Genomic DNA, 23,789 nt, shown 5'->3' with positions numbered 1-23,789 from the left:
CCGCCATCGCGCGCTCTTTCGACCGGCCCGAACCAAGGTCATCGCGCTGTCCGAAAACCCCACCGCGGCCCGCCGGGCAGATCATGTGAGCCACCGTTGGCGCGATCCCGCAATTCCCTTCCTGACCAGGGGGTATTCTACGAACAGTCGTCAAGGTGCACATTCCCTTCAGGCGCACATAAGCCTCGACTGCCCCAATGATGACGATTACCTGGCTATTTCTGCATTGATCGCTCCGGTCGGCGAAGCGATGTCATCGACAGGTGCCGGGATGGCCATCGGAAGTTCTCGGCCCGCACACGCCTTGCCGCGCGGGCCCGGCCACCCTCCGCCGAACCTGACGTGACCATCAACCGGCGCCGCCGGTCGGGCCATCCGGAGGGGGAGCGCGTGGCGACCGGTTGGGTGGTCGCGGCCCCAGTTGACTGCATCTGGACGGCACCCTGGACACGGGGCCGCACCGGGTGATCGGATGCTCGATGTCCCGCCGCCCCGCGCCGAACCAGCCGTACGAGCACGGCCGTTGGGTGGGCAGCCGCGGTCGGCGCGCCGTCTGCGCACCCCTACCCCGACCGGCGCTCCCCCTTCGAGGCACCCACGCCACCCGACTCGTACGCAGGCGACACGCTCACCGCCGGACCCCGCCGGGACCCTAGACTCACCCCGCGCCGCGGCCCGCGGGTCACCACCCTGGGGGACGGCACGCGCCACCGGTCGACGCGCACTACCTGCTGACCTCCGCGACTGGCATCGTCGCCACGGTTCGCCGCCGGGCCGATCGAGGCGGTCGACCCGCCGCGGCAGTGGCCGGTACGAGCACATGACGAGCAATTGGCGACTCTTCTGACCGATTCTCCTGACCGAACGACAGATTGGGGCGGCCATGGTCTGGGTGCTGCTGATCAGTGCCATCACCGCTGAGGTCACCGCCACCTCGTTCCTGAAGTTGAGCGAGGGGTTGACCAAGCTGTTGCCGAGCTTGGTCGTGGCGGTCTGCTACATCGCTTCGTTCACCCTGTTGGCGCAGGCGCTCAAGAAGATGGAGCTGGGCATCGCGTACGCGATCTGGTCCGGGCTCGGCACCGCCGCGATCGCACTCATCGGCATGATGTTCATGGAGGAACGGGCGACCATGGCCAAGGTCTTCGGGATCGCCCTGATCATCGGCGGAGTCGTCCTCCTCAACCTCACCGGGGACCACTGAACACACCGGTCCGGCCGCCGACAGGCGCGAAACGGCGTACGACTGCCGGCGGTGGTGGCGGCGACCGACGCACCCGGCACAGCCTGCGCGCACCGCGGGCACTCCCACCCACCCCGCACACCACTCACACGTCCACACCCGCACACACCCACCTCACACGAAACGGACTGACAGCGGGCCGGGCGCCGGGGGGCGCCGCGGGCTGTCAGTCCGTCGGGCAGGGTCTTCGGTCGCGGCCACTCCCCCCGGCCGCGACCGCTCCCTACTCCGGGTTGGTCACCCTGGCGAGGACGACGCCGCCGAGGATGAGGGCGAGCGCGATGGCCCGACCCGCGGTGAACGGGTCCTTGTGGACCACGATGCCCAGGGCGATGGCGCCGAGCGCACCCACCCCGGTGAAGACGGCGTACGCGGTCCCCACCGGCAGCGTCTGCATGGCGCGCGACAGGAAGTAGACCGCCACCGACATCAGCACGAAGCACAGCAGGGTGGGCAGCGGCCTGGTGAAGTTATGCGTCGGCTTGATCGACTGCGACCAGGCGATCTCCACCAGGCTCGCCAGGCCGAGCAGGTACCAGGCCATCTCAGTACTCCGCGCCCAGCATCCGGGCCGTCTCCAGCGCCCGGGCGTACGACTCCTCGTGCTTGTCCCGCAGGTGGGCCATGTTCGGGTCGAGCCGCGTGTTGGCCAACTCCGCGTTGATGAAGACGGTGTCCTCCACTGCGAAGTGCCCGGCGAAGAAGTCGCGCAGGTAGCGCTCCTGGTAGTCGAACTTCTCCTTCGGGGCGCCCGGCGAGTAGGCGCCACCGCGCGCGGTGGCCACCACGAAGCGCCGGGGCGCGAGCGACATCCGGGGGAAGGTCACCTGGTCCAGCCACGCCTTGAGCGGAGCCGGGATCGAGAAGTTGTACATCGGCGTGGCGATCAGGATGGTGTCCGCCGCGACGAGTTGGCCGATCAGCGGCTCCACCACCGCCCAGGCCGCGCGCTGGGCCGGGGTGCGCGCCGCCTCGTGCAGCCGGTCGATCTCCGTGATGCCCTGCTCGATCACGTAGTCGCACAGTTCGGTCCACGCCTCGTCGATGAAGGGCACCGGGTCGGCCGCCAGGTCCCGGTGGACGTAGCTGCCGCCCGGGTGGGCCGCGCGCCAGGAGGCGGCGAAGGCGTCGCCCACCTCGCGGCTCATCGAGCGACGGCGGGCGCTGGTATCCAGGTGCAGCATCGCATTCACAATCTGACTCCGTTCGCAGTGCTGTGGTGCGCCCCAAAAACGTAACGGCACGTGCCGTGCCGTTCGGACGACGTGATCGTGCACCATCCGGTCGGCCACGTCAAGACGGCACGTGCCGTGCCCAACCGTTAGCGTGGTTGGGTGACTACAGCTCCTCAACCACCACCGAGCGGTCGCCCCGACCGCACCCAAGCCGTTCTCCAGGCCACGCTCGACCTCGCCCAGGAGGTCGGCTACGCCAAACTCAGCATCGAGGCGATCACCGCCCGCGCCGGCGTCGGCAAACACACCGTGTACCGACGCTGGCCGTCCAAGGGGCACGTCTTCCTCGACGCCCTGCTCTCCAAGCTGCAAACCAACCTGAGCTACCCCGACACCGGCGACGTCGTGGCCGACCTGCGGACCCAGATGAACGCCGCGCGGTCACTGCTCGGCGAGGAGAAGTTCGGCACGCTGTACGCCGCGCTCGTCGGTGAGGCACAGCACGACCCGGCGATCGCGCGGGCCCTGCACGAACGCTGGATCGAACCGCTGACGGTCGGCACCCGCGACCGGCTCCGCAAGGCGCAGGAGGCGGGCCAACTGCGGTCGGACGTCGATCTCGAAGTGGTCATCGCGTTGCTCTACGGCCCGCTGTACTACCGCTTCCTGCTCATTCCCGGCCAGTACGACGCCACCTTCGTGGACGCCGTCCTGGAAGCGGCGTTCGCCGGGCTGCGGCCTCCCGGGTGAGCCGGTCCCCGCACCGCCGCGGGCCCGCACCCGTCCGATCGGTCGAGCTGACGGGGTCGGCCGGGGGTTCGCAGGGCGGGACCAGCGTGGGTGTGTGACGAAGTCGAACGGCGCCGAGGGGAGATTCGGCGCCGTTCGGCTTGTCTGCACGGGGAGTTGCCCAACCGACCCCACGGCCGGCACGAAGTGGAGCGCCCGGCTCGGTTGCGGAGGCTCGCGGTCACGCCCTGCTCGGGGTCACATCCAGGTGGGGGGCGCGTACTGGCGGGGTCGCGTACTGATGGGGTCGGCACCGCGGCGTACGCGCCTACGGCCCCGTACCGTACGGCGATCGTACGGGTCCCAGCCGTGGCGCGGCCGGCAGCGGCTCGGGCGCCCCCGGCGCGGGCGCGGCCCGGAACGCCTCGATCACGTAGGCGGCGAAGCGGCGGGAGGCGGGCAGCCGGTCCGGATGCGGCACCTCCTGGACACCCCGGTGGGCCATCAGCATCAGGACCAGGTCGTCGACGACGAAGCCGGAGCGCAACCGGCCGGCGCGCTGGGCGCGGCGGGCCAGTGCGGCGACCGCGCGCAGGGCGTGTTCCCGGTCGGCCGTGAAGTCCGCGGCATCGGGGCGGGAGGCGATGAAGGCGTCGGCGAACCCGCTGCTGTGGGCGTGCAGTTCACACGTCTGCTCGACCAGCCGGCGGAAGCCGCGCCAGGGGTCCGGGTCCGCACCGGCCTCGTGGACGATGGCCCGGCACTCCCGCCGCTGCTCGGCGAAGGCAGCCGCGGTCAGCTCGCCCTTGGTCGGAAAGTGCCGGTAGAGCGTGGCGGGCCCGACGCTCGCCCGCCGGGCCACTGCGCGGACGGGGGCGCCCAACCCTTCCTCACCGAAGACCGCGCGAGCGGCTCGCAGGATGCGCATCCGGTTGTCCCGCGCGTCGGAGCGCAGGGAGTGAGGCAAAGGGTGGTTCATGCCTTCTCACTTTAGCCATCCGGGCGCGGGTGCCCGTTACGGTCCGAAGGCGATGGCGGCTCGGCGCACCGGCCCCGTGCCGTGTGCCCCGCCTCGGGCCGCAGGGCCCGACACCACCGCCACCCTCACCGCGGCCACCGTTGCCGTGCACCGCCCCACCCCGCCGTGCACCACCCCTCACCCACCCCGGGAGTCAGAAGATGAAAGCTGTCGTGATCAGTAGGTTCGGTGGACCCGAGGGGTTGGAGGTCGTCGAGTTGCCCGCGCCCGCCCCCGCGCCCGGGCAGGTGCAGATCGCCCCGGAGGCGATCGGCGTGGGCGGCGTGGACGCCGTACTGCGCAGGGGGATGCTCGGGCGCGGCGCCTTCCGGGAGGGACAGGTGCTCGGCAGCGAGGTCGCCGGCCGGGTCACCGCACTGGGGGCGGGGGTGGACCCGGCCTGGCTCGGGCGACGGGTGTGGGCCTTCACCGGCCTGTCGGGTGGGTACGCCGAACGGGCCGTCGCCACCCTGGCCGACACCCTCCCGCTACCAGCCGGTCTGACCTGCGCCGATGCAGTAACCCTGGGCGGTTCGGGGGCGGTTGCCCACTTCGCCCTGGCGCGCGCCGGGCTGACACCGGGCGAGTCGGTGCTGATACGCGGCGCGGCCGGCAGCATCGGCATCGCGGCGGTCCAACTCGCGGCCGGCGGCGGTGCCGGTGCCGTGGCGGTGACCACCTCCGCACCGGAGCGCGGCGCCCGGTTGCGCGAGCTGGGCGCGACCCACGTACTGGACCGCTCCGGCGCGGGCGACCCGGCCGCACCCACCTCCTTCGACGTGGTCATCGACGTCGTCGGCGGCCCCGGGCTCCCACTCTTCATCGACAGGTTGCGGCCCAACGGCCGCTATCTGGCAGTCGGCGTGGTCGGCGGGCACCCCCCGGCCGACTTCGGCACCCACCTCCTTGAGGGCTTCCGCAAGTCGCTCACCTTCGCCACCTTCAGCACCGACACGGTCCCGGTTCCCGACGTACGGGCCGTCCGCACGGCCCACTTTCACGCCGCCGCCCGCGGGGACCTGCGCACCGTCGTCCATGCCGTACTCCCCCTGGATCAGGCGGTGTTGGCGCACGAGGAGATGGCGGCGGGACGGGTCTTCGGCCGGTTGGTCCTGACACCGTGACGGTTGCGCCGGGCGCCGCGACTCACCGACCGTGCTGGGCTTGGGCGCCTCGGGGCCCGTGGGCTTCGAGGCCGGTCGGCGTGAGCGCCGGCCCGGGGCGCCCGGTCCGTACGCCGAGGTGGCCAGGGCCCACCCGGCGCACCAGACGCCGCCCGGTGGGTGGACCTGGCGTCGTACGGGTCGTACGGCGGGGCCGCGGAATCGGCACGGCTCCGCGGCCCCCGGTCGATGCCGGTCAGCCCACCACGCTGACCAGCAGTTCCGCCGTGGCTTCGGGGGCTTCCACCGGGAAGTGGTGGCTCCCCAAGTCGACGGGGACGATGGTGAGGCGGTCCCGGTAGCGGTCGACGGCCTCCTGCGCCAGCAGGGCGCGTACCGCGAACACGGTGATCGGTTGCCGCGTGGCCCGCAGTGCCGCATCCATGTCCCAGCGCACCAGGCCCTCCAACGCACGGGTGCCGGCGGGCTGGCGCACCGCGACCATCTTCTCGTAGTAGGCGGTGACGCGCTCGGGGTCGGTCCCCGCGGGCGAGCCGTCCTCGACGGCTCGCCGCACCGCGGTGGCGAAGTCCGTGTGGTAGCCGCGCATCGTCGCCTCGGCCCGCTCTTCGTCCATCGCCGGGAACAGCGGCAGGAAGGTGAGCGCGTCCAGCGCGACGACCCGGGTGACCACCTCCGGCAGCAGCCGGGCCACCTCCACGGCGACCGCCCCGCCCAACGAGTGCCCGGCCACCACCGCCGTGGACACCGACTCGGCCGCGAGCACCGCGGCCACGTCGTGGGCGAACTCCTCCATCGTCCACACCTCCCGCACCGACCGCGACGCACCGTGCTCGGCGAGGTCGACCGCCAGGACCCGCTGCCCCGCCGGCAGGTGACGGGTCACCCCGTCGAAGTCGCTGCGGGAACACGCCCACCCGTGGATGAGCAGCAGGGTGGGTCCGCCGACCGGTCCGCTGGCCGTGTACCGAATGGTGGTGTGTTCCGCTCGCCGTACCTCGTGGTGCGTGCTGACCCTGTCCGCTAACGTCACGACGACTCCCTGTTCCACTGGTCCTGCGCCCCTCGGGGGCGGGCGAAAGCCACGTTGCTCGCCACGGGTGGCAACCGGGCGGCACGGCAGGAAAATCCCGGCCCGGGCGGCACAAGTCCGCTCGGGTCGCTCAAGGTTGCTCGCGCCGCTCGGGGTTGGTCGACCGGGACTGCACAGGGTTGCCCGCTCGGACCACTCGGGGCTACGCGGACTGCCCGGGGTTGCCCAGACTGCTCAGGGTTACGCGGGTCACTTCGGGCTGCCCAGGCCGCTCAGGGTTACGCGGGCCCGGCAGGGCCGCTCAGGGAGCTTCGGGCGAGGTCGCGCCGGGGGCATCAGGGGTCGTTGCCGCGTCGGCCCGGCGCTGTCGCTCGTGGTGGCGGCGGGCCTTGAGACGGTTGCCGCAGGTCCGCATCGAGCACCACCGCGCGGAGTTGGCGCGGCTGTGGTCCACCAGGAACAGGCGGCAGTCGCCGTTGGCGCACGGCCGCAGCCTGCCGGGCGACGTCTCCGCGAGGCGGGCCCACGCCAGGACGAGTTCGACGGCGAGGCGCCGCTCGTCCGCCACCTCAAGCACCCACTCCAGGCCCTCCGCGCGCAGCAGGGGCACCTGACGGACGTCGGCGACACAGTCGGCCAGCGCCTGCGGTCCCCGTTCGCCGCGCGCCACCGCCTGGAGCGCCGCCCGGGCCCGCCGCAGCCACTCCCGTTCCGCCGGCCCGCCCGTGGAGCCGTGGTGCACCGCCCACTGCCGCAGTGTGGCGTCGTCCTGCCACAGATCGTGCGGCACCCCGTCCAGTACGGGCGTGCTGTTGAGCGCTTCGAGCAGCGCCTCTTCGCCGAGCATCGCGCCCCTCCCACCATCGATAACCAGATTGAAGCACTTGACAGGTTACAGGCTGCGGATCAACCTGGAGCAGTCGACCTAACCAGATAAAGCATTCAAAGGGGTTACTCATGGCCGAGGTGCGCCACCGCCACGCCTCCGTGCTCGGGCACCGCGTGTTCTACCGGGAGGCGGGGCCCGCCGACGCTCCCACCGTCGTCCTGCTGCACGGGTTCCCGACCAGCTCACGCATGTTCCGGCAGCTCATCCCCGCCCTGGCGGACCGGTTCCATGTGATCGCCCCCGACCACCTCGGGTTCGGGCAGTCCGACACGCCGCCCGCGGACGCCTTCGACTACACCTTCGACGCGCTCACCGACGTGACCGCGGCGCTCCTAGCCGAGTTGGGCCTCACCCGGTACGCGCTGTACGTGCAGGACTACGGCGCCCCCATCGGGTGGCGCCTCGCCCTGCGCCAGCCGCAGGCGATCACCGCGATCGTCAGCCAGAACGGCAACGGCTACGACGACGGGTTCGTCCCCGACTTCTGGGCCCCGATCTGGGCCTACGCGCAGTCCCCCACCCCGTCGGCGGAGGCCGACATGCGGGCCGGCCTGACCGAGGAAGCCATCCGGTGGCAGTACCTGCACGGCGTCGCCGAACCCGAGCTGGTCGACCCGGACACCTGGGCCACCGACCACCGCGAGATCTCCCGACCCGGCGGCGCCGAGATCCAACTCGCCCTCATCCGCGACTACGCCACCAACCCGCCCCTCTACCCGAAGCTCCACGCGTACTTCCGCACCAGCCAGGTACCGCTGCTCGCCGTCTGGGGCGCGGAGGACGAGATCTTCGGCCCCGAAGGCGCCCGGGCGTTCGCGCGGGACTTGCCCCACGCGCGGGTCCAACTGGTCCCGGGCGGCGGGCACTTCCTCCTCGAAAGCCATCTGGACACGGTCGCCGGCGCGATGCGTTCGTTCCTCGCAGAACTGCCCGCGGCGGCCTGACCCACCCACCCATCCGATGCCGGTCGGCCAGCCAGTCGCCGACCGGGTGACACCAACGGGCGACACCGGGGCACGGCCGGCCGACGCGACAACCACGTGCCAGCCACCCCAGCCACCGGCACACCCCCGCCCCACCCGACGCCCGACGCCCAGCACCCAGCACCCAGCACCCAGCCGCGAGACGCACAACCAGCAGGCCACGAACGGGCCGAACGGGCACTCCGGCACACCCCGGGCCACCCTCTCCGGTGCCCCGGGGTGTGCCCGTACCGTCCAAGATCCGCACAACTACGCATCCAGACAGGGTGGCCACGCATCCAACAAGGTGTACCGGCCACTACGCAGCACCGTCAGGAACGTTGGGGAATCGCCATGCTCGCGACACTTGAACCGGGTTCGACGCAGGAGAGGGTCTACCAGTCGATGCTGGGGACGCCGGCCGCGCGAGCCGGGGACATCGCCGCCCGGCTCGACATCGAAACGGCCGAGGTCCAGGCGTGCCTGCCCGAGTTGTTGCGGAGAAACCTGCTCCAGGAGTCCTTCGACGTACCCGGTGCGTACGTCGCCGTGGACCCGACCGCCGGGCTCAGGCAGGTGGTGCCCCGGCAGAACGCCGCACTGCCGCCCGGCCAGCGCACTGCGTCCGGCGCCTCGTCCGCCCTACTGCGCACGCTCGCGGGCGGCTCGCGACAACCGGCAGCCACGGCGGGTGTGGAGCGGCTGACGGGCACGCACGCCGTCCAGCAGCGGGTGCGGCAACTTGTCGGCGGGGCCGGTCACGAGGTGCTCTCCCTACTGCCGGGCGACCTGCGACCGGGACAGGCCCTGCACACCGCGCGCCGCGCAGCAGCCCGCACCCTGGACCGCGGCGGGTCGGTCCGCACGATGATCGGCCACGCGGCCGGTTCGGGTGACGACGCACACCGGGAGTACGGGCACTGGCTCAGCACCCGCGGCGGCGAGTTCCGCACGGTCGCCGACGCACCGCTCTCCATGATCATCGCCGATCGCCGGTCCGCCTTGATCCCCGCGGACCCGCGGGACCCGGTGGACCCGACGGACCCGGCGCACGCGACCGACCCCGCACCAGCCGGTCAGGAGTTCCTGCACCTGACCGACAAGGGGTTGGTCGCTCCCCTGCTCACCCTGTTCGAGCAGATGTGGGCGACGGCCCGCCCGCTCGACACCCCGCGCGTCGACCTGAGCGACCTGGAACGCGATCTGCTCCGCCTCATCGCCCAGGGCCTCACCGACGCGTCCGCCGCCTCCCGCCTCCACATTTCACCCCGTACGGCGCGCCGCATGATGGCGGCCATCATGGACCGCCTCGGCGCCCGCAGCCGCTTCGAAGCGGGCCTCAAGTCGGCGCGTACGGGGCTGATTTGAGGGCCGGGCCACGGAGCCGCGCCACCCCCGTCCGGGCCCGCGCCACCAACCCGGACGGCTCCCCGGCCCACCCCTGCCGGCCCAGACCGCTCACCCCCACCAACCGGACCCACCCACACCCCGACCCCGCACGACACGGAGAGTGCCCGGGCAGACACCAAGAGCAACCCGGGGCGGACGCCGGCGACGAGCCTCGCCAGTCATCGCACTGGCCCGTACCACACCCTCAACGTCTCGCATATTGAGACGCCGACCTGCGTACTGGTCAAGATGTTTATATGGGCGCCACACTTACTTTGCCCCGCGTGCGGCAACGGCGCCGAGCGCTCAACGCTGAACCGGGCCCGAGCGAGCCACATCCGTGCAGGATCGATCCGGTGACAGCCGCGCCAGAAAGGCATTTCTGTGACGACGCGATCCGACATGCAGGACGTACTCGGCAAGATCCTCACCGAGATCGAACAGCGCAACCCCGCCCAGCCGGAGTTCCACCAGGCCGTACACGAGGTCCTGGAGACGCTCGCACCGGTGCTCGCGGCGCGCCCCGAGTACGCCGAGGCGGGTCTCATCGAGCGGCTGTGTGAGCCGGAGCGGCAGGTCATGTTCCGGGTGCCGTGGCAGGACGACCGGGGCCGCGTCCAGGTCAACCGGGGCTTCCGGGTCGAGTTCAACAGCGCACTCGGGCCGTACAAGGGTGGGCTGCGCTTCCACTCCTCGGTCAACCTCGGGGTCATCAAGTTCCTGGGCTTCGAGCAGATCTTCAAGAACGCACTGACCGGCCTCGGCATCGGCGGCGGCAAGGGCGGCAGCGACTTCGACCCGCACGGGCGCAGCGACGCCGAGGTCATGCGGTTCTGCCAGTCCTTCATGACGGAGCTGTACCGGCACATCGGCGAACACACCGACGTGCCCGCCGGCGACATCGGCGTCGGCGGCCGGGAGATCGGCTACCTCTTCGGCCAGTACCGACGCATCACCAATCGCTGGGAGGCCGGCGTCCTCACCGGCAAGGGCCAGGGTTGGGGCGGTTCGCTGATCCGCCCGGAGGCGACCGGCTACGGCAGCGTGCTGTTCGCCGAGGCGATGCTGCGCGAGCGCGGCGAGGACCTCGAAGGCCAGACGGCGGCGGTCTCCGGCTCGGGCAACGTGGCCATCCACACCATCGCGAAGCTGCGCGCCCTCGGCGCCAACCCGGTGACCTGCTCCGACTCCTCCGGCTACATCGTGGACGAGAAGGGCATCGACCTGGAGCTGCTGCGGCAGATCAAGGAGGTCGAGCGGGGCCGCGTCGAGACCTACGCCCAGCGCCGCGGCCCCTCCGCCCGCTTCGTACCGGGCGGCTCCGTCTGGGACGTCCCCGCCGACGTCGCCCTGCCGTCCGCCACCCAGAACGAACTGGACGAGAACGCCGCCACCACCCTGGTCCGCAACGGCGTCAAGGCCGTCTCGGAGGGCGCGAACATGCCCACCACCCCCGCCGCCGTGCACGTCTTCCAGCAGGCGAACGTCGCCTTCGGCCCGGGCAAGGCGGCCAATGCGGGCGGCGTGGCGGTGAGCGCCCTGGAAATGGCACAGAACCACGCCCGCACGTCGTGGTCGGCCCAGCGGGTGGAAGACGAACTGACCCACATCATGAACGACATCCACGCCACCTGCCACGAAACAGCCGCCCGCTACGGCGCCCCCGGCGACTACGTGACGGGCGCCAACATCGCCGGCTTCGAGCGGGTGGCCGACGCGATGCTGGCGCAGGGAATCATCTAAGGCGCGGGGCGCCGCCCGCCACGGGGCGCGCGATCGGGTGCGGGGCGGTGCTCCCTGGAGGTGCTGACCATCTCTTCTGGGACCGTGCCGCACCCGGTCCGCCGGACCGCCCGGCCACCGCTACGCCCCCGGCCGCGCCAGGACGGGGCGGGGACGGGGCTGGCACTCACCCCGCGCCGACTACGGAATCGCGGGGAAGCGAGCCGCCCCACAGCAGCCGAGTTGCCTATATTGACATAGCTATTTCTTCATACATAAGCTCTGGCCATGCCCCAGCACCGGCCGTCCGACCAGGACATTGACCACGTAGCCGCCGGGCTCGTGGCCTCCTTGCCCGTGCTGTTCCGTGCCCTTGACCGGCACGTCGAGCGGGACCACCCGCAGCCCAAGCCGTCCGAGGCCCAGCGGGCGCTGCTCCGGCACGTCGCGGAGCACGACGGTGTGACGGTGCGCGCAGCCGCCGAAGCCCTGTCGATGCAGCCCAGCAACGTCAGTGCGCTGGTAACCCAGCTCACCGAGCAGGGCCTGTTGGAACGCCGGCAGGACGCCGCCGACAGACGGGTCGCCCACCTGCACCTGACCGCCACGGCGCGGCACGGGTTGGCGCAGGTCCACCACTTGATGAGCACGCACGTCACCGACGCGCTGCGCACCCTGACCGAAGGCGATCTGAACGCCCTCGGTGCGGCCCTGGGCGCGTTCCACCGGCTCTCGGAGCGCCTCACCGCCACCAAGTGACGGCGCGTACCGACCGCTGACGGCCGGATACGCGCATCCTTGCGGAACCCCTCGCCCGCGGGCCTCGGCCCGAGGCGCGGTGCTCCACCGTGGCGCCTGTCCCATCGGACGCCGCCCACTTTCCCCCGTGTACGGACGCTTTCCGACCGTCCGGGACTTCCACCCCTCTGTCGGCTGCTCCGTGCTGCCCCTGCTCCCTGCTCCCTGCTCCCTGCTCCCTGCTCCCTGACGAGGATCGAACTCCATGCCCACCGAAGTCCTCCGCTCCCCCGCTCCCGGGGACGAGCACGCACGCCCTGCGCACGGCCCGCGCTCCAACCCGTGGCTGACCCTGATCGCCGTCGCCTTCGGCTTGTTCATGGTCGGGCTCGACGGCTCGGTCGTGGCCATCGCCAACCCCGAGATCGGCCGGGACCTCCACGCCACCACCGCGGACCTCCAGTGGGTGACCAACTCCTACCTGTTGGCGCTCGCGGCGGCCCTGATCCTCGGGGGCAAGCTCGGCGACCGGTTCGGACGCCGCACCCTCTACCTCATCGGCGTCGCCGGCTTCACCCTCGCGTCCGTCGCGATCGGCCTGTCGGACTCCATCGAGGGAGTCATCGCCTTCCGCGCCGTACAGGGCTTCTTCGGTGCCCTGTTGATGCCCAACACCCTGGGGATGCTGCGCGCCGTCTTCCCGCCGCGGAAGTTCGGGATGGCCGTCGGCATCTGGGCCATGGTCTCCTCCGTCTCCACGGCGCTCGGCCCCATCGTGGGCGGGCTGTTGGTCCAGCACGTGAACTGGGAGTCGGTCTTCTACCTCAATGCACCCGTCGGCGCCGTCGCCCTCGTCTTCAGCGTCCTCGTCCTGCCACAGAGCAAGAACGAGGCCGCGGCGCAGGAGAAGTTCGACATCCCGGGCCTGGCGTTGTTGACCGCCGGTCTGATCGCCGTGGTGTTCGGCGTCGTCAAGGGCGAGACCTGGGGCTGGGCCGCGGGCGGCACCCTCGGTGCCATCATCGCCGGCGTGCTGCTGATCGTGCTGTTCGGCTGGTACGAGACGCGCGTGGCGCACCCGCTCCTGCCCATGCGGCTGTTCCGCAACCCGGCGTTGTCCGTCGGCACCGTCATCACCGCGCTGAACTTCTTCGTCCTGCTCGGCGTGATCTTCTTCGTGATGCTCTACCTCCAGAACGTACGCGGCTACTCGCCCGTCGAGGCCGGTGTGCGCACCCTGCCGCTCAGCCTCGCCTCCGTCGTCGCCTCGCCCCTGGGGGCCGCGCTCACCCAAAGGTTCGGGCCCCGCCTGACCATGCCGCTGGGCATGGCGCTCCAGGCCGTGGCCTGCTTCGTCATGACGGGGTGGAGCGCGAGTTCCTCGTACGCCCTGCTGTGGCCGCCCTTCATCGCCCTCGGCCTTGGGGTCGGCATCGTCATGGCGGCGTCTTCGGACGCCATCGTGGGCAACGCACCCGTCAAGGACGGCGGCGTCGCCGGTGGCCTCCAGGCCACGGCCCTCCAGGTCGGCGGTGCACTCGGCACCTCCGTGCTGGTCTCGCTCATCGGCACCCGGGTCGGCTCCACCCTGACCGGAGAGCTGACCTCGGCCGGGGTGCCGTCGGCCGCCGCCACGGAGTTGGGCGCGGCGAAGGACGCGGTGTCCATGGGCGTCGCCCCGGTGTCGGACGAGACCCCTGAACACCTCAGGACGGCGATCCTGGAAGGCAGCCACCACGCCTTCATGAACGGCGTGCACACGGCCGCCCTGGTATCCGGCACGCTGGCGGTGGTCGGTGCGCTGCTCGCCGCGGGGTGCGTACGGCGTAACCCCGAGGCGACCGAGGACTGAGGACCGCGGACCGCGGACCGACTGGACCACCGCACCTGCGGGCGCCCGGCTCCAGGCCCCGTGCAGAACGGGCGGGCGCTCGCCGTACCGTGGTGGTCCCGACACGTCCCGTCCCGCCGCGAGGTCGCTCCGCACGCCCCGCACGACCGTTCACCCCCTCGGCTGTCGGGCTGTCGGGCTGTCGGGCTGTCGGGCTGTCGGGCTGTCGGGCTGTCGGCCAAGGCTCGGCCGTGGTCGTCCTCGTACGCGCGAGGTTGATCCGTCCATCAGGTTGTCGAAGACGATCACCTACGGAGTGGTCCCCGCAAGGCGGGGAGCAAGCCCGACCCACCGCAGAGCCCCCCCGGGGCCCTGCGGGCAGGGCGTACCGGTCGCGCCAAATGCGCCACACACCCACGCCCCCGTACACGCACCCGTACCCGCACCCGCCCAACCAACGCCGACGACCCGGCCCCCGACGCACCGACTCCGCGGGGCCGCATCACCCACCGGACTCCTCCCGCCCGGCCGGCCCCACCCCCGGCCGCAACCCGATCCACACCGCGAGCGCCACGCCCGCGGTCAGCCCGGCCGACGCGGTGATCAGCAGCACCGTGTCGGCTGCGGATTCCGCGCCCACGTCGCCGCCCCGGTCGGTGACGGGCCCGGCCAGTGCAACGCCGAGGCCGGCGGCGAGGGTGATGACCGTCTTGGTGACGCCCGACGCCTCGCCGGCCCGCTCCGGCCTGACCGCGGCCTGGGTGGCGATGAGCGTCAACGCGTTGGACATGCCGAGGACCGCGCCGCCCGCGGCGGCCACGCACACGTACGCGGTGAGCGAGGACGCCACGGCGAGACAGCCGAGGACCAGCGCTCCCGCGCACAGGCAACCCGCCATCACCCCTGCCGCGGCCCGCGGCGGCACCCGGCCGGCCACTGGCCCGGCCAGCGCCATGGCCAGCGCCGGGGCGAGGAAGGCTGCGCCCGCGCGTACCACCGGTAGGTCCCACTGTTCCTGGAGGGTCAGCGGCACGACGAACAGGAACAGCACGGTGGCGGTGTTCGCCACCGCGCCCGCCAGGGTGAGCACCAAGTACCGCCCGTTGCTGGAGAGTTCGGGCCCCACGAGTGGCTTCCCCGCGGCCCGCGCCCGCCGCACGAGCAGGGTCAGCAGCGCCGCCACCGACACCGCGCCCGCCAGCACCGCGGACCGTGGCCAGTGCGGTGCGCGGTCGATGAGAACGCAGAGCCCGGCGAGCGCGGCCGTGACACCCACCAGGCCGCCCACGTCGACGGTGCGGGAGCCGCCGGCGCCGTGGCTCTCGGCGGTACGCGCGGCACAGGCCGCGCCGAGCAGGGCGAGCGGCACGTTGAGCCAGAACACGGCGCGCCAGGAGACCGCGTCGGTCAGCGCGCCGCCGATGAACGGGCCGCAGGCGGTGGCGGTTCCGCCGATGCCCAGCGCCCAGCCGATGGCCCGGCCGCGCAGCTCGGTCGGGTAGGCATTGCTCAGCAGGGCCAACCCCACCGGCATGGCCAGGGCCGCGCCGACCCCCTGTACCACCCGCGCGCCGACGAGGACGGCCAGCGTCGGGGCGAGCGCACAGGCCAGCGAGGCCACCCCGAACACGACGAGCCCCACGACCAACGACCGGCGCCGCCCGAACAGGTCGCCAAGCCTCCCCGCCCCCCACATCAACGCGCCGGTGGACAGCAGGTACGCACTCACCACCCAGGGCAGACCGGCACCACCCGCATGCAGGTCACGGCCGATCTGCGGCAGGGCGAGGTTCAGGCCGAACGCGTCGAGCTGAACGCAGAACACAGCCACGGCGACGGCGAGCAGCGCCCACCGCCGAGCCCCCGCCGACACCGGCCCACCCCCGACGCTGCCCCTCACGTGCACGTCCTCACCCACGTCGCCCGCTCCCTGGTGTTCGGCCCCGCGATGGGGGTTTTCTTGGCGTCGTCGTACGGGCGTACGGCGACGGGTGTGACGAAGGAGGAGAGGGGGTGCAGCGGAAGGGGCACCCGAAGACAGGGTGCTGCTGCGGAGGGGAGATGGAGGGGCGCAGGAGATGAGGAGCGGCAGGGCTCGGTGTGACCCGGCACGGGAAAGTAGCAGAGGGCCAAGACGACGAGGGTTGCTCACCGAACGTCCTCGTACGTACGCCACCGGCGGGCTCACGGGGGCACCGGCAACCCACCCGTGCGCAGGCCCGACCGCACCGAGGTGAGGGGCTCCGCGACCGTAACACAGGGCGCGCCACTCCCCCACCGACCGTCTCACCCAACCGACTTCGACTTGCAGCTCACGCCAACGTCAGCTTTTAGCGTGGCAACCGTCGGCGCTCGCCGCACCCTCACCCACCGGTGTCACCCGGCTCCGTCCATCCGTGGCACACGTGGCGCCCGGCGAGGCATCCCAGCGAGGTCACGTACGGCCGCACCAGGCCGTACGGAAAGGCAGAACGTCATGCGCGCAGTCCGCTATCACGAGTACGGCGGTGTGGAGACCCTGGTGGTCGAGCAGGTGCCCGAACCCCACCCGGGCCCCGGCGAGATCCGCATCCGCGTCGCTGCGGCCAGCGTCAACCCGGTGGACTGGAAGGTGCGTTCCGGTGCGGTGCGCAAGGTGCTTCCGGTGGACCTGCCCGCGATCCCCGGACGGGACGCCGTCGGCGTGGTCGACGCGATCGGTACGGACGTACCGGGGGTACGGGTCGGCGACCGCGTCTTCGGTCTGGGCGGTGTGACCGGCGCGACGGCGGAGTTGGCGGTGCTCTCGGCGTGGGCGCCGGCCCCCTGCACCTGGAGCGACGCGGAGGCGGCGGGCGCCGGGCTGGCGTCCGTGACCGCGCTGGGCGGGCTCAAGGCACTCGGTCCGCTGCGCGGGCGCACCCTGCTCGTCGAGGGCGCCGCCGGAGGCGTGGGCAGCGCCGCGGTCGAACTCGCGGTGGCCCGGGGCGCCCTCGTGATCGGCACGGCCAGCGAACGCAACCACGCGTTCCTCACCTCCCTCGGCGCCGTCCCCACCACCTACGGCCCCGGCCTCGCGGAGCGCCTGGCGCCGCTGGCTCCGACCGGCGTGGACCTCGTACTCGACACCGCGGCCTCCGGTTCGCTGCCCGACCTCATCGCCCTCGTGGGCGACCCCAGCCGAGTCGCCACGATCGCCGACTACACCAACGCATCGCGCCTCGGCATCCACCTGGCCAACGCGGAGAACGACCCCGCGCTCCTGGCCGAAGCAGCGGAACTCGGCCAACAGGGCCACTACACCCCGCGCATCGACCGAACCTACCCACTCGAACACCTCGCAGCGGCCCACACGTACGCCGAACGCGGCCACACCCGGGGGAAGACCGTGATCCTGGTCTGAGCTCCGGGCGGTACGGGGACCTGGGGACGCTGCCGGGTGGGGCGGTGGGCGGGTGTCGGTGAGGCGGGCGTGTCGGTGGGGCGGCGTTGTGGGGGCTGGGGTGGCGTGCCGCCTGCCCCGCCAGTAGACCCACCGCCCCACCCACCACCCGAACGCCCCACCCCCTCTGCCCCTCCGGCCCCTTGCCCGCCCTCCGGCCAGGGACCTAGCATCCCGTTTCGATCGGCAAATTGGTCCAGTCCAGTCGGGTTCGAGACTGAACGCCACGTCGGGAGAGTCCTGTTGGCCCCGTTCCCGCTCGCTCCGGAACAGCGGAGCATGCTCTTCCTTGAGGGCCTCTTCGGCCCCGGGATCTTCCGCAACACACTCGTCTCCGTCCCGGTCAGGCCAGAGCTGACGAGGGCTCAGGTCCGGTCCGCCGTCGCGCGTTTGGAGCGGCGGCAGGAGGGGCTGCGGACTGCCCTGGTCGGGCGGGCGCCCTACCTGCAACGGGTCGAGGACGTGGACGCGCCCGAGGTGCGGGTCGTGCTCGCGCGCCCCGGGGAGCGTGCGGAGGAGTTGCTGGCCGCCAGGAAGGCCGCCTGCCTGGGGGCGGTGCAGCAGCGGGAGGTGCCCGGGCGTGCCGCGTACGAGTTGATCGAGGACGCGGCGGGGCGGGAGCGGTTCCTGCTGGTGACCTTGGACCACCTCGTGTGCGACGGGCATGCCGAGCGGGTCCTTGCGGCCGAGTTGGCGGCCCTGTTGGAGGACGCGTCCGGGACGGCCGGGAGCGGGGCCGACGACCTGCCGGTGAGCTACCGGGAGCTGTGCGAGCAGCGGGTGGCGGCCACGGCGCGGGCCGAGCGCGAGACGCGGTACTGGTCCCGCACCCTGGACCGGGTCGAACCGGTTTCGGGACTGGTCCCCCGGCCCGGCCGGCCGACCGTCGGGCCGCCGGGCGACGCCGACCTCGTACTGGGTCAGGTGCAGAAGCTCTACCGCGGGGCGGCCCTGCACACCCTCGTCGGCGCCGTCGGTCGGGCCCACGGGGCCACCGCCTTCGCCGTGGTGGCGGCGCTCACCGCGGCGGCGATCTGGCACCGCGGCGGGCCCCGTACGCTCGCGCTGTTCACGCCGGTGTCGACCCGGCAGCGGGCCGGGTTCGACGTCGCGGCCGGCTGCTTCGTGCACGACCGCCCGGTGGTCTGCCACGTCGATCCGGACCGGCCCCTGTCGGCCTGCTTCGCCTCCGTCATGAGCCAGAACCTGGCAGCCCTCCGCTTCTCCACGCTGAGCGTCCCCGACCTCGCCTGCGCCGTACCGCCGTTGGGCGCGGCGCTGCTCTCCGACGGCATCGACTACGTACAACTGCACGTCGGGATGGAGGCCGAGGCCGCGGCTGCGGCCGGTCCTGCGGTCGCCCCGGAGCACGCCGCTGCCACCGGGCCGGCCGCGCGGCCAGCCGATGCCGCCGGACCGACCGCAGCCGTGCCGGTTCCCGACGAGCGCACCCCCCGTGACCTGGGGCCCTTCCGGCCGGCCCGGGACCTGACCGTCACCACCCTGCGCTTCGAGTTCACGGCCGCCGCGACGACCGCGCGGGCCTTCTGCGGGGGCCCGCCCGGCGGGTTGGCCGTGGCCGAGGGCCTGGCCGATGACGTACTGGCGCTCCTCGCCGGCGTCCGGCGCGCCCCGGAGGCCACCGTCGCGGCCCTGGTCGAGAACTCGTTGCCGCGGTGAGAGCACGCGCGCGCGGCGGGCACGGCGACACCGTGCTGGCGCGGCAGCCGGAGCGGCGGCTGTGGACGAGGGACTTCTCGCTGTTCTTCCTCTCCCGCGCCGTGGCCAGGCTCGGCGACACGATGCTGCCGGTGGCGCTGGCCGCGGGGCTGCTCCAGGACGGGCACAGCGCCACCTCGGTCGGTGTGGCCATGGCGGTTCCCACTGTGTCCTGGGCCGTCCTGGTGATCTTCGCGGGGGTGATCGCCGACCGGGTCGATCCGCGGCGGCTCATGATCGGGGCCGATCTGGTCCGGTTGGTCAGCCAGTCCTGCGCGGCCGGCATCTTCTTCGCCGGGCACGTGGCGCTCTGGCAGGTGCTGGTCATCGGGCTCGTCAACGGTGGCGCCGCGGCGGTCTTCCAACCCGGCGTGGCCAGCACGGTGCGCCAGTTGTCCGCGGACGCCCAGCAGGGCAACGGCGCCGTCCGTACCGTCGAGGCGGTGATGTCGCTCGTCGGCCCGACGGTCGCCGGGCTGCTGGTGGCCGTGACGTCGGCCGGCAGCGTCTTCGCCGTGCACGCCGGCACCTACGCGGCCAGCGCCCTGTTCCTGTGGGCGCTGCGGCTGCCCGGCCGGCCGGCAGCACAGAAACCGGCGACACCGGAATCGGCGACAGCCACAGCGGGGACCACGACAGCCACAACTGAGTCCCGTACGAAGTCGGCCGCGGGTGGTGGCATGCGGCAGGGCCTGCGGGAGGGTTGGTCGGCGGTGCGGGTGCGGCCCTGGCTGTGGGGCGTGCTGGCGCTGTGGGGCTTCTTCGCGCTCACCGCGCGCGGGCCCGCCGCCCCGCTGATCGCGACGGAGATGGTCAAGGAGCACGACGTGACCGCCTTCGGCCTGGTCAACTCGGCGCTTGGCTGCGGCACCGTGCTCGGCGGGCTCCTGGCCATGCGGCTCCGGCCCGCCTTCCAGCTACGCGCCGGGGCCGTGGGGGTGGCGGCGTTCGCCGCCTTCCCCCTCGCGGTGGGCAGCGGGCAGCCGGTGCCGGTGATCGCCGTGGGCGCGGTCGTCGCCGGTCTTGGCATGGCGTTCTGGGGCGTGATGTGGGCGACCAGCATCCAGACCCAGGTGCCGCACGAGGTGTTGAACCGGGTGTACGCCTACGACATCGCCGGCTCGATCGCCTTCCTGCCGGTCGGCGAGGCGCTGGCCGGGCCTGCGGCGGGGTTGGTCGGCCGGCGCGCCATGCTGCTGGCCGGCGCGGCGTGCACCCTGGCCGTCTCGGTGGCGCTGCTCAGCGTGCCGGCGATCCGCAGGCTGCGCCGGGTGGACGACCAGGGTTGAGGCCCGCCGGGTGCCGGCCGCCCCGCTACCGCTTGACCAGGCGGCTGTCGAAGCCGGCCCGCACCAGGTGGTCGCAGGCCCCGAGCACCGGGGCCGGCACGTGCTGCTCGGTGGCGAAACCGAGCCGCGGGTACTCCTGGATCCGCAGCAGTTCACCGACGAGCATGTCGATGACGAGCTTGCGGTCCCCGATGGACTCCAGGTACGCGTCCAGGTCGATGCGTTCGGACGCGCACTGCACGGCGACCTCGGGCCACAGCTTGCGGCAGGTGGCGTAGGCCCGGCGTTCCATGTACGGCTTGCAGATGAGCATGACGGAGTCGACGGCCAGGCCCTGCTGGTCGAGCAGGGCCCGGGTGTAGGTGATGTTCTGCCCGGTGTTGGCGGCGCGCGGCTCGACCAGTACGGCGTCATCGGGCACGCCGAGCGCGATGGCGTGCTCCCGGTAGTGGACCGCCTCGCCGCGCGGGAAGCGGTCCTTGGTGGTGGGGCTGTTGCCGCCGGTGAACACGAGGGTGGGGAAGAGCCCGGCGCGGTAGTGGTCGGCCGCGGCGGTCGCCACCCCGAGGTCGTGGCTGCCCAGGCCGATCGCCACCGAGCAGGGGCGGGCCTGGCGGTTCAGGAGCAGGTAGTCCCACATCTGCTGGGCGGCGTGCAGGTCCTGGTCGTGGATGGTGACGGTCACGGGTGTTCCACCTTCGCCTCGGTTTCGCGGGTGAGCAGGGCGTCGAGCAGGTTGCGCGGCCGGGCGGCGCCGAGGAGCGCCCGGTGCAGGGGCTCCAGGCGTTCGGGGGCGAAGCCGCACGCGCTCCACTCGTCGTAGGACAGGGCAAAGCCGAGTTGCCGCCACAGCTTCCCGTTGGCGGCCTCGTGGCTGCCCGCCGGCTCCAGCAGAACCAGCGGGGTGGCCGTCCACAGGCTGTCGAGCAGGGTGCCGCCGCCGGGCTTGCTGACGATGGCCCGCGCCGACCTGGCCAGCTCGTACGGCAGGTGCCGCCCCTGCGTTCCGGGGCCCGCGGGAGCGGCGCCGCCCGGGACCGTGGGAGCGGTGGACGTCGCGGGGGTGGCGGCGTCCGCGGGGGTGGCGGTACGCGGAGGGGTGGTGGGGGTGCCGGTGCTCGGAGAGGTGGCGGCAATCGTGGAAGGGCCGGTGTGCGGAGAAGCGGCGGCGCCCGCAGAAGTGCCGGTGTGCCCAGGGCTGGCGGTGTTCGTCGGTACGGGCAGCAGCGGTGGCAGGCCGTCATCGTGCCAGGGGTGCCAGTCGGGGTCGAGGGTGAAGCAGCGGGCCCCGTCGATCGCCGCGGACGCCTGCGGCACGATCAGGTCGAGGGGCAGGGCGGCATCGGTTAGCTGTCGCGCCCGGTCCCGGTAGCTGCCGATGGCCCAGCCGCCGCCGTGCACCAGCAGCCGGTCCCCGCGCGCGGCCCACGGCAGCGGCGGGCGCGGGTCGACGGGGATGGTCCAGGGCAGGGTGCCGTCCGCGCGGGCCAGCCAGACGTGCTCGGCCCCGGGTGCGTAGCGGCCCGCGCGACGGTAGGAGGGTGAGATCACGGCGTCGACGTGGCAGGCGATCGTACGCGTCGGCCGACGGGTGAGGTAGCTGTCGAGCAGCCGCAGCCAGAAGCCGGAGAACACCACGAAGGTGTCCACCTCCTGCTCCGTCCAGTGTGCTTCGAGCGCCGCCACGGCCTCGGGTGTGAGGTCGTCGACCGGGTCGGTCGCCAGGCCCTGGGCGGCCACCGCGAACCGCAGGTTGCGCTGGAAGCGCCGGCGGGAGTCGACCACGGCCGCCAGCCGGTCGGCCGGCAGCCAGCGTTCCAGTACGTCGACCACGACGTCGGCGCCGCGTTCGCGCAGCCGCTGGGCGAGGCGCACGCCCGGCACGTGCGCGCCGAGCGCCACTCCTGAGGTGAGGACGGCGATCATCCGGTCGGCACCTCCGCGCGGGTCGTGCCGATCCCGGTGGCCGCCGCGCAGTGCTCGGTGCGGGCCCGCAACGCCGGGAACTCCTCCGGCGTGCAGAAGGCCGCGCAGACGAGCCGGCCCCGCGGGGTGCACAGGCTGCCGCCGGAGAGGGGCAGTACGCCGGGCCGTGCGCCGCCGTCGTACAGCAGTCCCGCCGCGCGCAGGGCGGACAGCAGGGTGGTCACGTCGGTTCCCTCCGCCACGAAGACGTCCTGTTGCCACAGGTGGGCCCGGAGGCCGTGGGACCGGACGCGGGTGTCGAGCTCCAGCGTCAACAACCCCATGGACATACGGGCGTTGACCTCAAGGACGGGCAGCCAGCCACCGTCGGCGAGCAGCATGGAGTCGATGCCGGCGGGGCCCGTGTAGCCCGCCGCCGCCAGCGCGCGGGCCACCTGTTCCAGGACGGCCGGGTAGCCGCGCCGGTCGAGTTCGGCCGGCAGGCCGGGTGGCACCGGGCGGGAGACCGCGTGCCGGTAGCCGCCGTTGGTCATGCCCTGGAGGCCGCGCAGCGACCAGGTGCCGTCCGGGCGCACCTGGAGGTGGGCGGAGAAGTCCAGGGCCCGCTCGTAGCGGGGTTGCACCACCAGTTCGGTGTGCAGCCCCGTGTCCTCCTGGGCCTTGATGCGGCGTACGAGTCGGCGCAGCGCTCCAGGGCCGGTGACCTCGACGGTGCCGCGGCCGGCCACGCCGTAGGGGTCCTTCACCAGGACGGTGCCCGCCAACTGCTCGACTGCCGCGGCGAGTTCGTCCGCCGAGCGGACCACAGTGCCCGCTCCCGGCAGTCCGAGCTCCGCCGTCAAATCGGATGACCACGCCTTGCCGTTGACCTCCTGTACGACGGCGGGTGGTGGCAGTTCGGCCTTGCTGTCCGGAACCCGTTCCAGCAGGGGGGTGGTCGCCGGGATGACCGCGTACGGCTGGAGGTGGGCGACCTCGGCCAGGGCACGGCACAGCGCGGGGTCGTCGGCGATCGCCTCTTCCACCGGCGTGTCGGCCGCGCCCGGCGCGGCGGGCCCGGCCGCGAGGGACCGGAAGGTGATGCCCGCCGCGCCGAGCGCTTCGAGGTGGGCCGGGGCCAGAGCGCCGCGGGTGACCAGCAGGTCATCGGGTTGGCAGGCCACGGCGAGGGCCTCGTCCAGGCCGGCCACCACCGCGTGCGCCTCGGCACCCACCAGGCTGGGCAGTCGGGTGCGGGCGGGCGGGCACCAGAACCGCTCCGCGTCGAAGGTGCCGAAGCGAGCGGTGCCCAGGCGCCGCGCCGGGCCGGTTCCGAGCGTCACGGGGCGGGTTCCCGGCGTGCGACGACCTCCGCACTGAACGTACGGACCGACTTGAGGTGTTGCAGGCTCAGGTTCTCGAAATCCAGCTCGATGTCGAATTCGTCCTCGATCTGGAGCAGGAATTCGATGGCCTCCAGCGAATCCAGGCCGAGCATGGCCACCATGTCGACGTCGGGCGAGATCTGGGCGGGCTCAAGCCGACGGCTGAGCACGTTGGCCAACACCTTCATCACCCGCGTCTCGGTGTCGGTCATCTCCT

Annotated in this window: 21 protein-coding genes; 11 read left to right on the top strand and 10 right to left on the bottom strand. The window is 72.6% G+C overall.

The window, feature by feature from the left end:
• Window positions 1–883: 883 nt before the first annotated feature.
• Window positions 884–1,204 (top strand): DMT family transporter, encoded by a 321-nt coding sequence (locus tag ACMA1D_RS05675; protein WP_414722751.1) that lies wholly within the window; start codon window positions 884–886, stop codon window positions 1,202–1,204.
• A gap of 262 nt (window positions 1,205–1,466) precedes the next feature.
• On the opposite strand, the gene ACMA1D_RS05670 is transcribed toward ACMA1D_RS05675, so the two are convergent.
• Together ACMA1D_RS05670 and ACMA1D_RS05665 are read right to left on the bottom strand one after the other, a co-directional pair.
• Entirely contained in the window at window positions 1,467–1,787 is a 321-nt protein-coding gene (locus ACMA1D_RS05670) for a multidrug efflux SMR transporter (RefSeq protein ID WP_349991371.1), read from the bottom strand.
• Between the two features lies 1 nt (window position 1,788).
• Window positions 1,789–2,427, bottom strand: coding sequence for an FMN-dependent NADH-azoreductase (locus tag ACMA1D_RS05665; protein WP_414722750.1), 639 nt, complete (start codon window positions 2,425–2,427; stop codon window positions 1,789–1,791).
• A 150-nt stretch (window positions 2,428–2,577) separates the two neighbouring features.
• Between ACMA1D_RS05665 and ACMA1D_RS05660 the strand changes: the two genes are divergently transcribed.
• Window positions 2,578–3,168, top strand: coding sequence for a TetR/AcrR family transcriptional regulator (locus ACMA1D_RS05660; protein WP_414722749.1), 591 nt, complete (start codon window positions 2,578–2,580; stop codon window positions 3,166–3,168).
• A 307-nt stretch (window positions 3,169–3,475) separates the two neighbouring features.
• Here ACMA1D_RS05660 and ACMA1D_RS05655 read toward each other — a convergent pair whose 3' ends face one another.
• The gene (locus ACMA1D_RS05655; protein WP_414722748.1) at window positions 3,476–4,126 is read right to left on the bottom strand and encodes a TetR/AcrR family transcriptional regulator; all 651 of its coding nucleotides are present in this window, start codon (window positions 4,124–4,126) and stop codon (window positions 3,476–3,478) included.
• A gap of 200 nt (window positions 4,127–4,326) precedes the next feature.
• Here ACMA1D_RS05655 and ACMA1D_RS05650 point away from each other — a divergent pair, with 200 nt between their 5' ends.
• Entirely contained in the window at window positions 4,327–5,289 is a 963-nt protein-coding gene (locus tag ACMA1D_RS05650; RefSeq protein ID WP_414722747.1) for a zinc-binding dehydrogenase, read from the top strand.
• Window positions 5,290–5,524: 235 nt separating this feature from the next.
• Here the strand turns inward: ACMA1D_RS05650 and ACMA1D_RS05645 are convergent, their stop codons facing one another.
• The gene (locus tag ACMA1D_RS05645; RefSeq protein ID WP_414722746.1) at window positions 5,525–6,322 is read right to left on the bottom strand and encodes an alpha/beta fold hydrolase; all 798 of its coding nucleotides are present in this window, start codon (window positions 6,320–6,322) and stop codon (window positions 5,525–5,527) included.
• 301 nt (window positions 6,323–6,623) lie between these two features.
• Window positions 6,624–7,169: a CGNR zinc finger domain-containing protein gene (locus ACMA1D_RS05640; protein ID WP_414722745.1), complete on the bottom strand. Its 546-nt coding sequence runs from the start codon at window positions 7,167–7,169 to the stop codon at window positions 6,624–6,626.
• Window positions 7,170–7,279: 110 nt separating this feature from the next.
• On the opposite strand from ACMA1D_RS05640, the gene ACMA1D_RS05635 reads away from it, so the two are divergent.
• The 5 genes from ACMA1D_RS05635 to ACMA1D_RS05615 all read left to right on the top strand — a co-directional run bounded on the left by ACMA1D_RS05635 (window position 7,280) and on the right by ACMA1D_RS05615 (window position 13,874).
• Window positions 7,280–8,155, top strand: a complete 876-nt coding sequence (locus tag ACMA1D_RS05635) for an alpha/beta fold hydrolase (protein WP_414722744.1) — start codon at window positions 7,280–7,282, stop codon at window positions 8,153–8,155.
• Window positions 8,156–8,527: 372 nt separating this feature from the next.
• Complete coding sequence (locus tag ACMA1D_RS05630; protein WP_414722743.1) at window positions 8,528–9,541, top strand: helix-turn-helix transcriptional regulator; 1,014 nt, start codon at window positions 8,528–8,530, stop codon at window positions 9,539–9,541.
• Window positions 9,542–9,946: 405 nt separating this feature from the next.
• Window positions 9,947–11,305, top strand: coding sequence for an NADP-specific glutamate dehydrogenase (gene gdhA, locus ACMA1D_RS05625; RefSeq protein ID WP_414722742.1), 1,359 nt, complete (start codon window positions 9,947–9,949; stop codon window positions 11,303–11,305).
• 267 nt (window positions 11,306–11,572) lie between these two features.
• Window positions 11,573–12,043: a MarR family winged helix-turn-helix transcriptional regulator gene (locus ACMA1D_RS05620; RefSeq protein WP_414722741.1), complete on the top strand. Its 471-nt coding sequence runs from the start codon at window positions 11,573–11,575 to the stop codon at window positions 12,041–12,043.
• 244 nt (window positions 12,044–12,287) lie between these two features.
• Window positions 12,288–13,874, top strand: coding sequence for an MFS transporter (locus ACMA1D_RS05615; protein ID WP_414722740.1), 1,587 nt, complete (start codon window positions 12,288–12,290; stop codon window positions 13,872–13,874).
• 481 nt (window positions 13,875–14,355) lie between these two features.
• On the opposite strand, the gene ACMA1D_RS05610 is transcribed toward ACMA1D_RS05615, so the two are convergent.
• Window positions 14,356–15,753 (bottom strand): MFS transporter, encoded by a 1,398-nt coding sequence (locus tag ACMA1D_RS05610; RefSeq protein WP_414722739.1) that lies wholly within the window; start codon window positions 15,751–15,753, stop codon window positions 14,356–14,358.
• 576 nt (window positions 15,754–16,329) lie between these two features.
• On the opposite strand from ACMA1D_RS05610, the gene ACMA1D_RS05605 reads away from it, so the two are divergent.
• From ACMA1D_RS05605 to ACMA1D_RS05595, 3 genes are all read left to right on the top strand, one after another.
• Window positions 16,330–17,235 carry an NADP-dependent oxidoreductase gene (locus ACMA1D_RS05605; RefSeq protein ID WP_414722738.1) on the top strand — a complete coding sequence of 302 codons (906 nt, stop codon included), beginning with the start codon at window positions 16,330–16,332 and terminating at the stop codon, window positions 17,233–17,235.
• A gap of 282 nt (window positions 17,236–17,517) precedes the next feature.
• Window positions 17,518–18,954, top strand: a complete 1,437-nt coding sequence (locus tag ACMA1D_RS05600; protein WP_414722737.1) for a condensation domain-containing protein — start codon at window positions 17,518–17,520, stop codon at window positions 18,952–18,954.
• The gene (locus tag ACMA1D_RS05595) at window positions 18,951–20,282 is read left to right on the top strand and encodes an MFS transporter (protein ID WP_414722736.1); all 1,332 of its coding nucleotides are present in this window, start codon (window positions 18,951–18,953) and stop codon (window positions 20,280–20,282) included. The genes ACMA1D_RS05600 and ACMA1D_RS05595 overlap by 4 nt, the downstream gene beginning before the upstream one ends.
• A gap of 25 nt (window positions 20,283–20,307) precedes the next feature.
• Here the strand turns inward: ACMA1D_RS05595 and ACMA1D_RS05590 are convergent, their stop codons facing one another.
• The 4 genes from ACMA1D_RS05590 to ACMA1D_RS05575 are packed head-to-tail and all read right to left on the bottom strand — an operon-like array spanning window position 20,308 to window position 23,784.
• Window positions 20,308–20,922, bottom strand: a complete 615-nt coding sequence (locus ACMA1D_RS05590; RefSeq protein ID WP_414722812.1) for a YdcF family protein — start codon at window positions 20,920–20,922, stop codon at window positions 20,308–20,310.
• Between the two features lie 41 nt (window positions 20,923–20,963).
• Window positions 20,964–22,208 carry a hypothetical protein gene (locus ACMA1D_RS05585; protein WP_414722735.1) on the bottom strand — a complete coding sequence of 415 codons (1,245 nt, stop codon included), beginning with the start codon at window positions 22,206–22,208 and terminating at the stop codon, window positions 20,964–20,966.
• On the bottom strand, window positions 22,205–23,530 hold the full coding sequence (locus ACMA1D_RS05580) for a hypothetical protein (RefSeq protein WP_414722734.1): 1,326 nt from the start codon (window positions 23,528–23,530) through the stop codon (window positions 22,205–22,207). Before ACMA1D_RS05580 ends, ACMA1D_RS05585 begins: the two co-directional genes overlap by 4 nt.
• A complete protein-coding gene (locus ACMA1D_RS05575; protein ID WP_414722733.1) occupies window positions 23,527–23,784 on the bottom strand; it encodes an acyl carrier protein in 258 nt (85 codons plus the stop codon). The genes ACMA1D_RS05580 and ACMA1D_RS05575 overlap by 4 nt, the downstream gene beginning before the upstream one ends.
• Window positions 23,785–23,789 lie beyond the last annotated feature (5 nt).

This window comes from Streptomyces sp. 796.1 (assembly GCF_047525675.1).
In the GTDB taxonomy this organism is placed as follows: Bacteria; Actinomycetota; Actinomycetes; order Streptomycetales; family Streptomycetaceae; genus Streptomyces.
The sequence above is the reverse complement of the archived record's forward strand: the minus strand, read 5'-3'. Positions and strand labels throughout refer to the sequence as shown.

Excerpts from the sequence above, each read along its gene's own strand:
- ACMA1D_RS05655 (WP_414722748.1), bottom strand. The coding sequence starts at position 4,126 with ATGAACCACCCTTTGCCTCACTCCCTGCGCTCCGACGCGCGGGACAAC.
- ACMA1D_RS05630 (WP_414722743.1), top strand. The coding sequence starts at position 8,528 with ATGCTCGCGACACTTGAACCGGGTTCGACGCAGGAGAGGGTCTACCAG.
- ACMA1D_RS05670 (WP_349991371.1), bottom strand. The coding sequence starts at position 1,787 with ATGGCCTGGTACCTGCTCGGCCTGGCGAGCCTGGTGGAGATCGCCTGG.
- ACMA1D_RS05585 (WP_414722735.1), bottom strand. The coding sequence starts at position 22,208 with ATGATCGCCGTCCTCACCTCAGGAGTGGCGCTCGGCGCGCACGTGCCG.
- ACMA1D_RS05675 (WP_414722751.1), top strand. The coding sequence starts at position 884 with ATGGTCTGGGTGCTGCTGATCAGTGCCATCACCGCTGAGGTCACCGCC.
- ACMA1D_RS05590 (WP_414722812.1), bottom strand. The coding sequence starts at position 20,922 with ATGTGGGACTACCTGCTCCTGAACCGCCAGGCCCGCCCCTGCTCGGTG.
- ACMA1D_RS05640 (WP_414722745.1), bottom strand. The coding sequence starts at position 7,169 with ATGCTCGGCGAAGAGGCGCTGCTCGAAGCGCTCAACAGCACGCCCGTA.
- ACMA1D_RS05575 (WP_414722733.1), bottom strand. The coding sequence starts at position 23,784 with ATGACCGACACCGAGACGCGGGTGATGAAGGTGTTGGCCAACGTGCTC.
- ACMA1D_RS05615 (WP_414722740.1), top strand. The coding sequence starts at position 12,288 with ATGCCCACCGAAGTCCTCCGCTCCCCCGCTCCCGGGGACGAGCACGCA.
- ACMA1D_RS05665 (WP_414722750.1), bottom strand. The coding sequence starts at position 2,427 with ATGCTGCACCTGGATACCAGCGCCCGCCGTCGCTCGATGAGCCGCGAG.
- ACMA1D_RS05650 (WP_414722747.1), top strand. The coding sequence starts at position 4,327 with ATGAAAGCTGTCGTGATCAGTAGGTTCGGTGGACCCGAGGGGTTGGAG.
- ACMA1D_RS05620 (WP_414722741.1), top strand. The coding sequence starts at position 11,573 with ATGCCCCAGCACCGGCCGTCCGACCAGGACATTGACCACGTAGCCGCC.
- ACMA1D_RS05605 (WP_414722738.1), top strand. The coding sequence starts at position 16,330 with ATGCGCGCAGTCCGCTATCACGAGTACGGCGGTGTGGAGACCCTGGTG.
- ACMA1D_RS05635 (WP_414722744.1), top strand. The coding sequence starts at position 7,280 with ATGGCCGAGGTGCGCCACCGCCACGCCTCCGTGCTCGGGCACCGCGTG.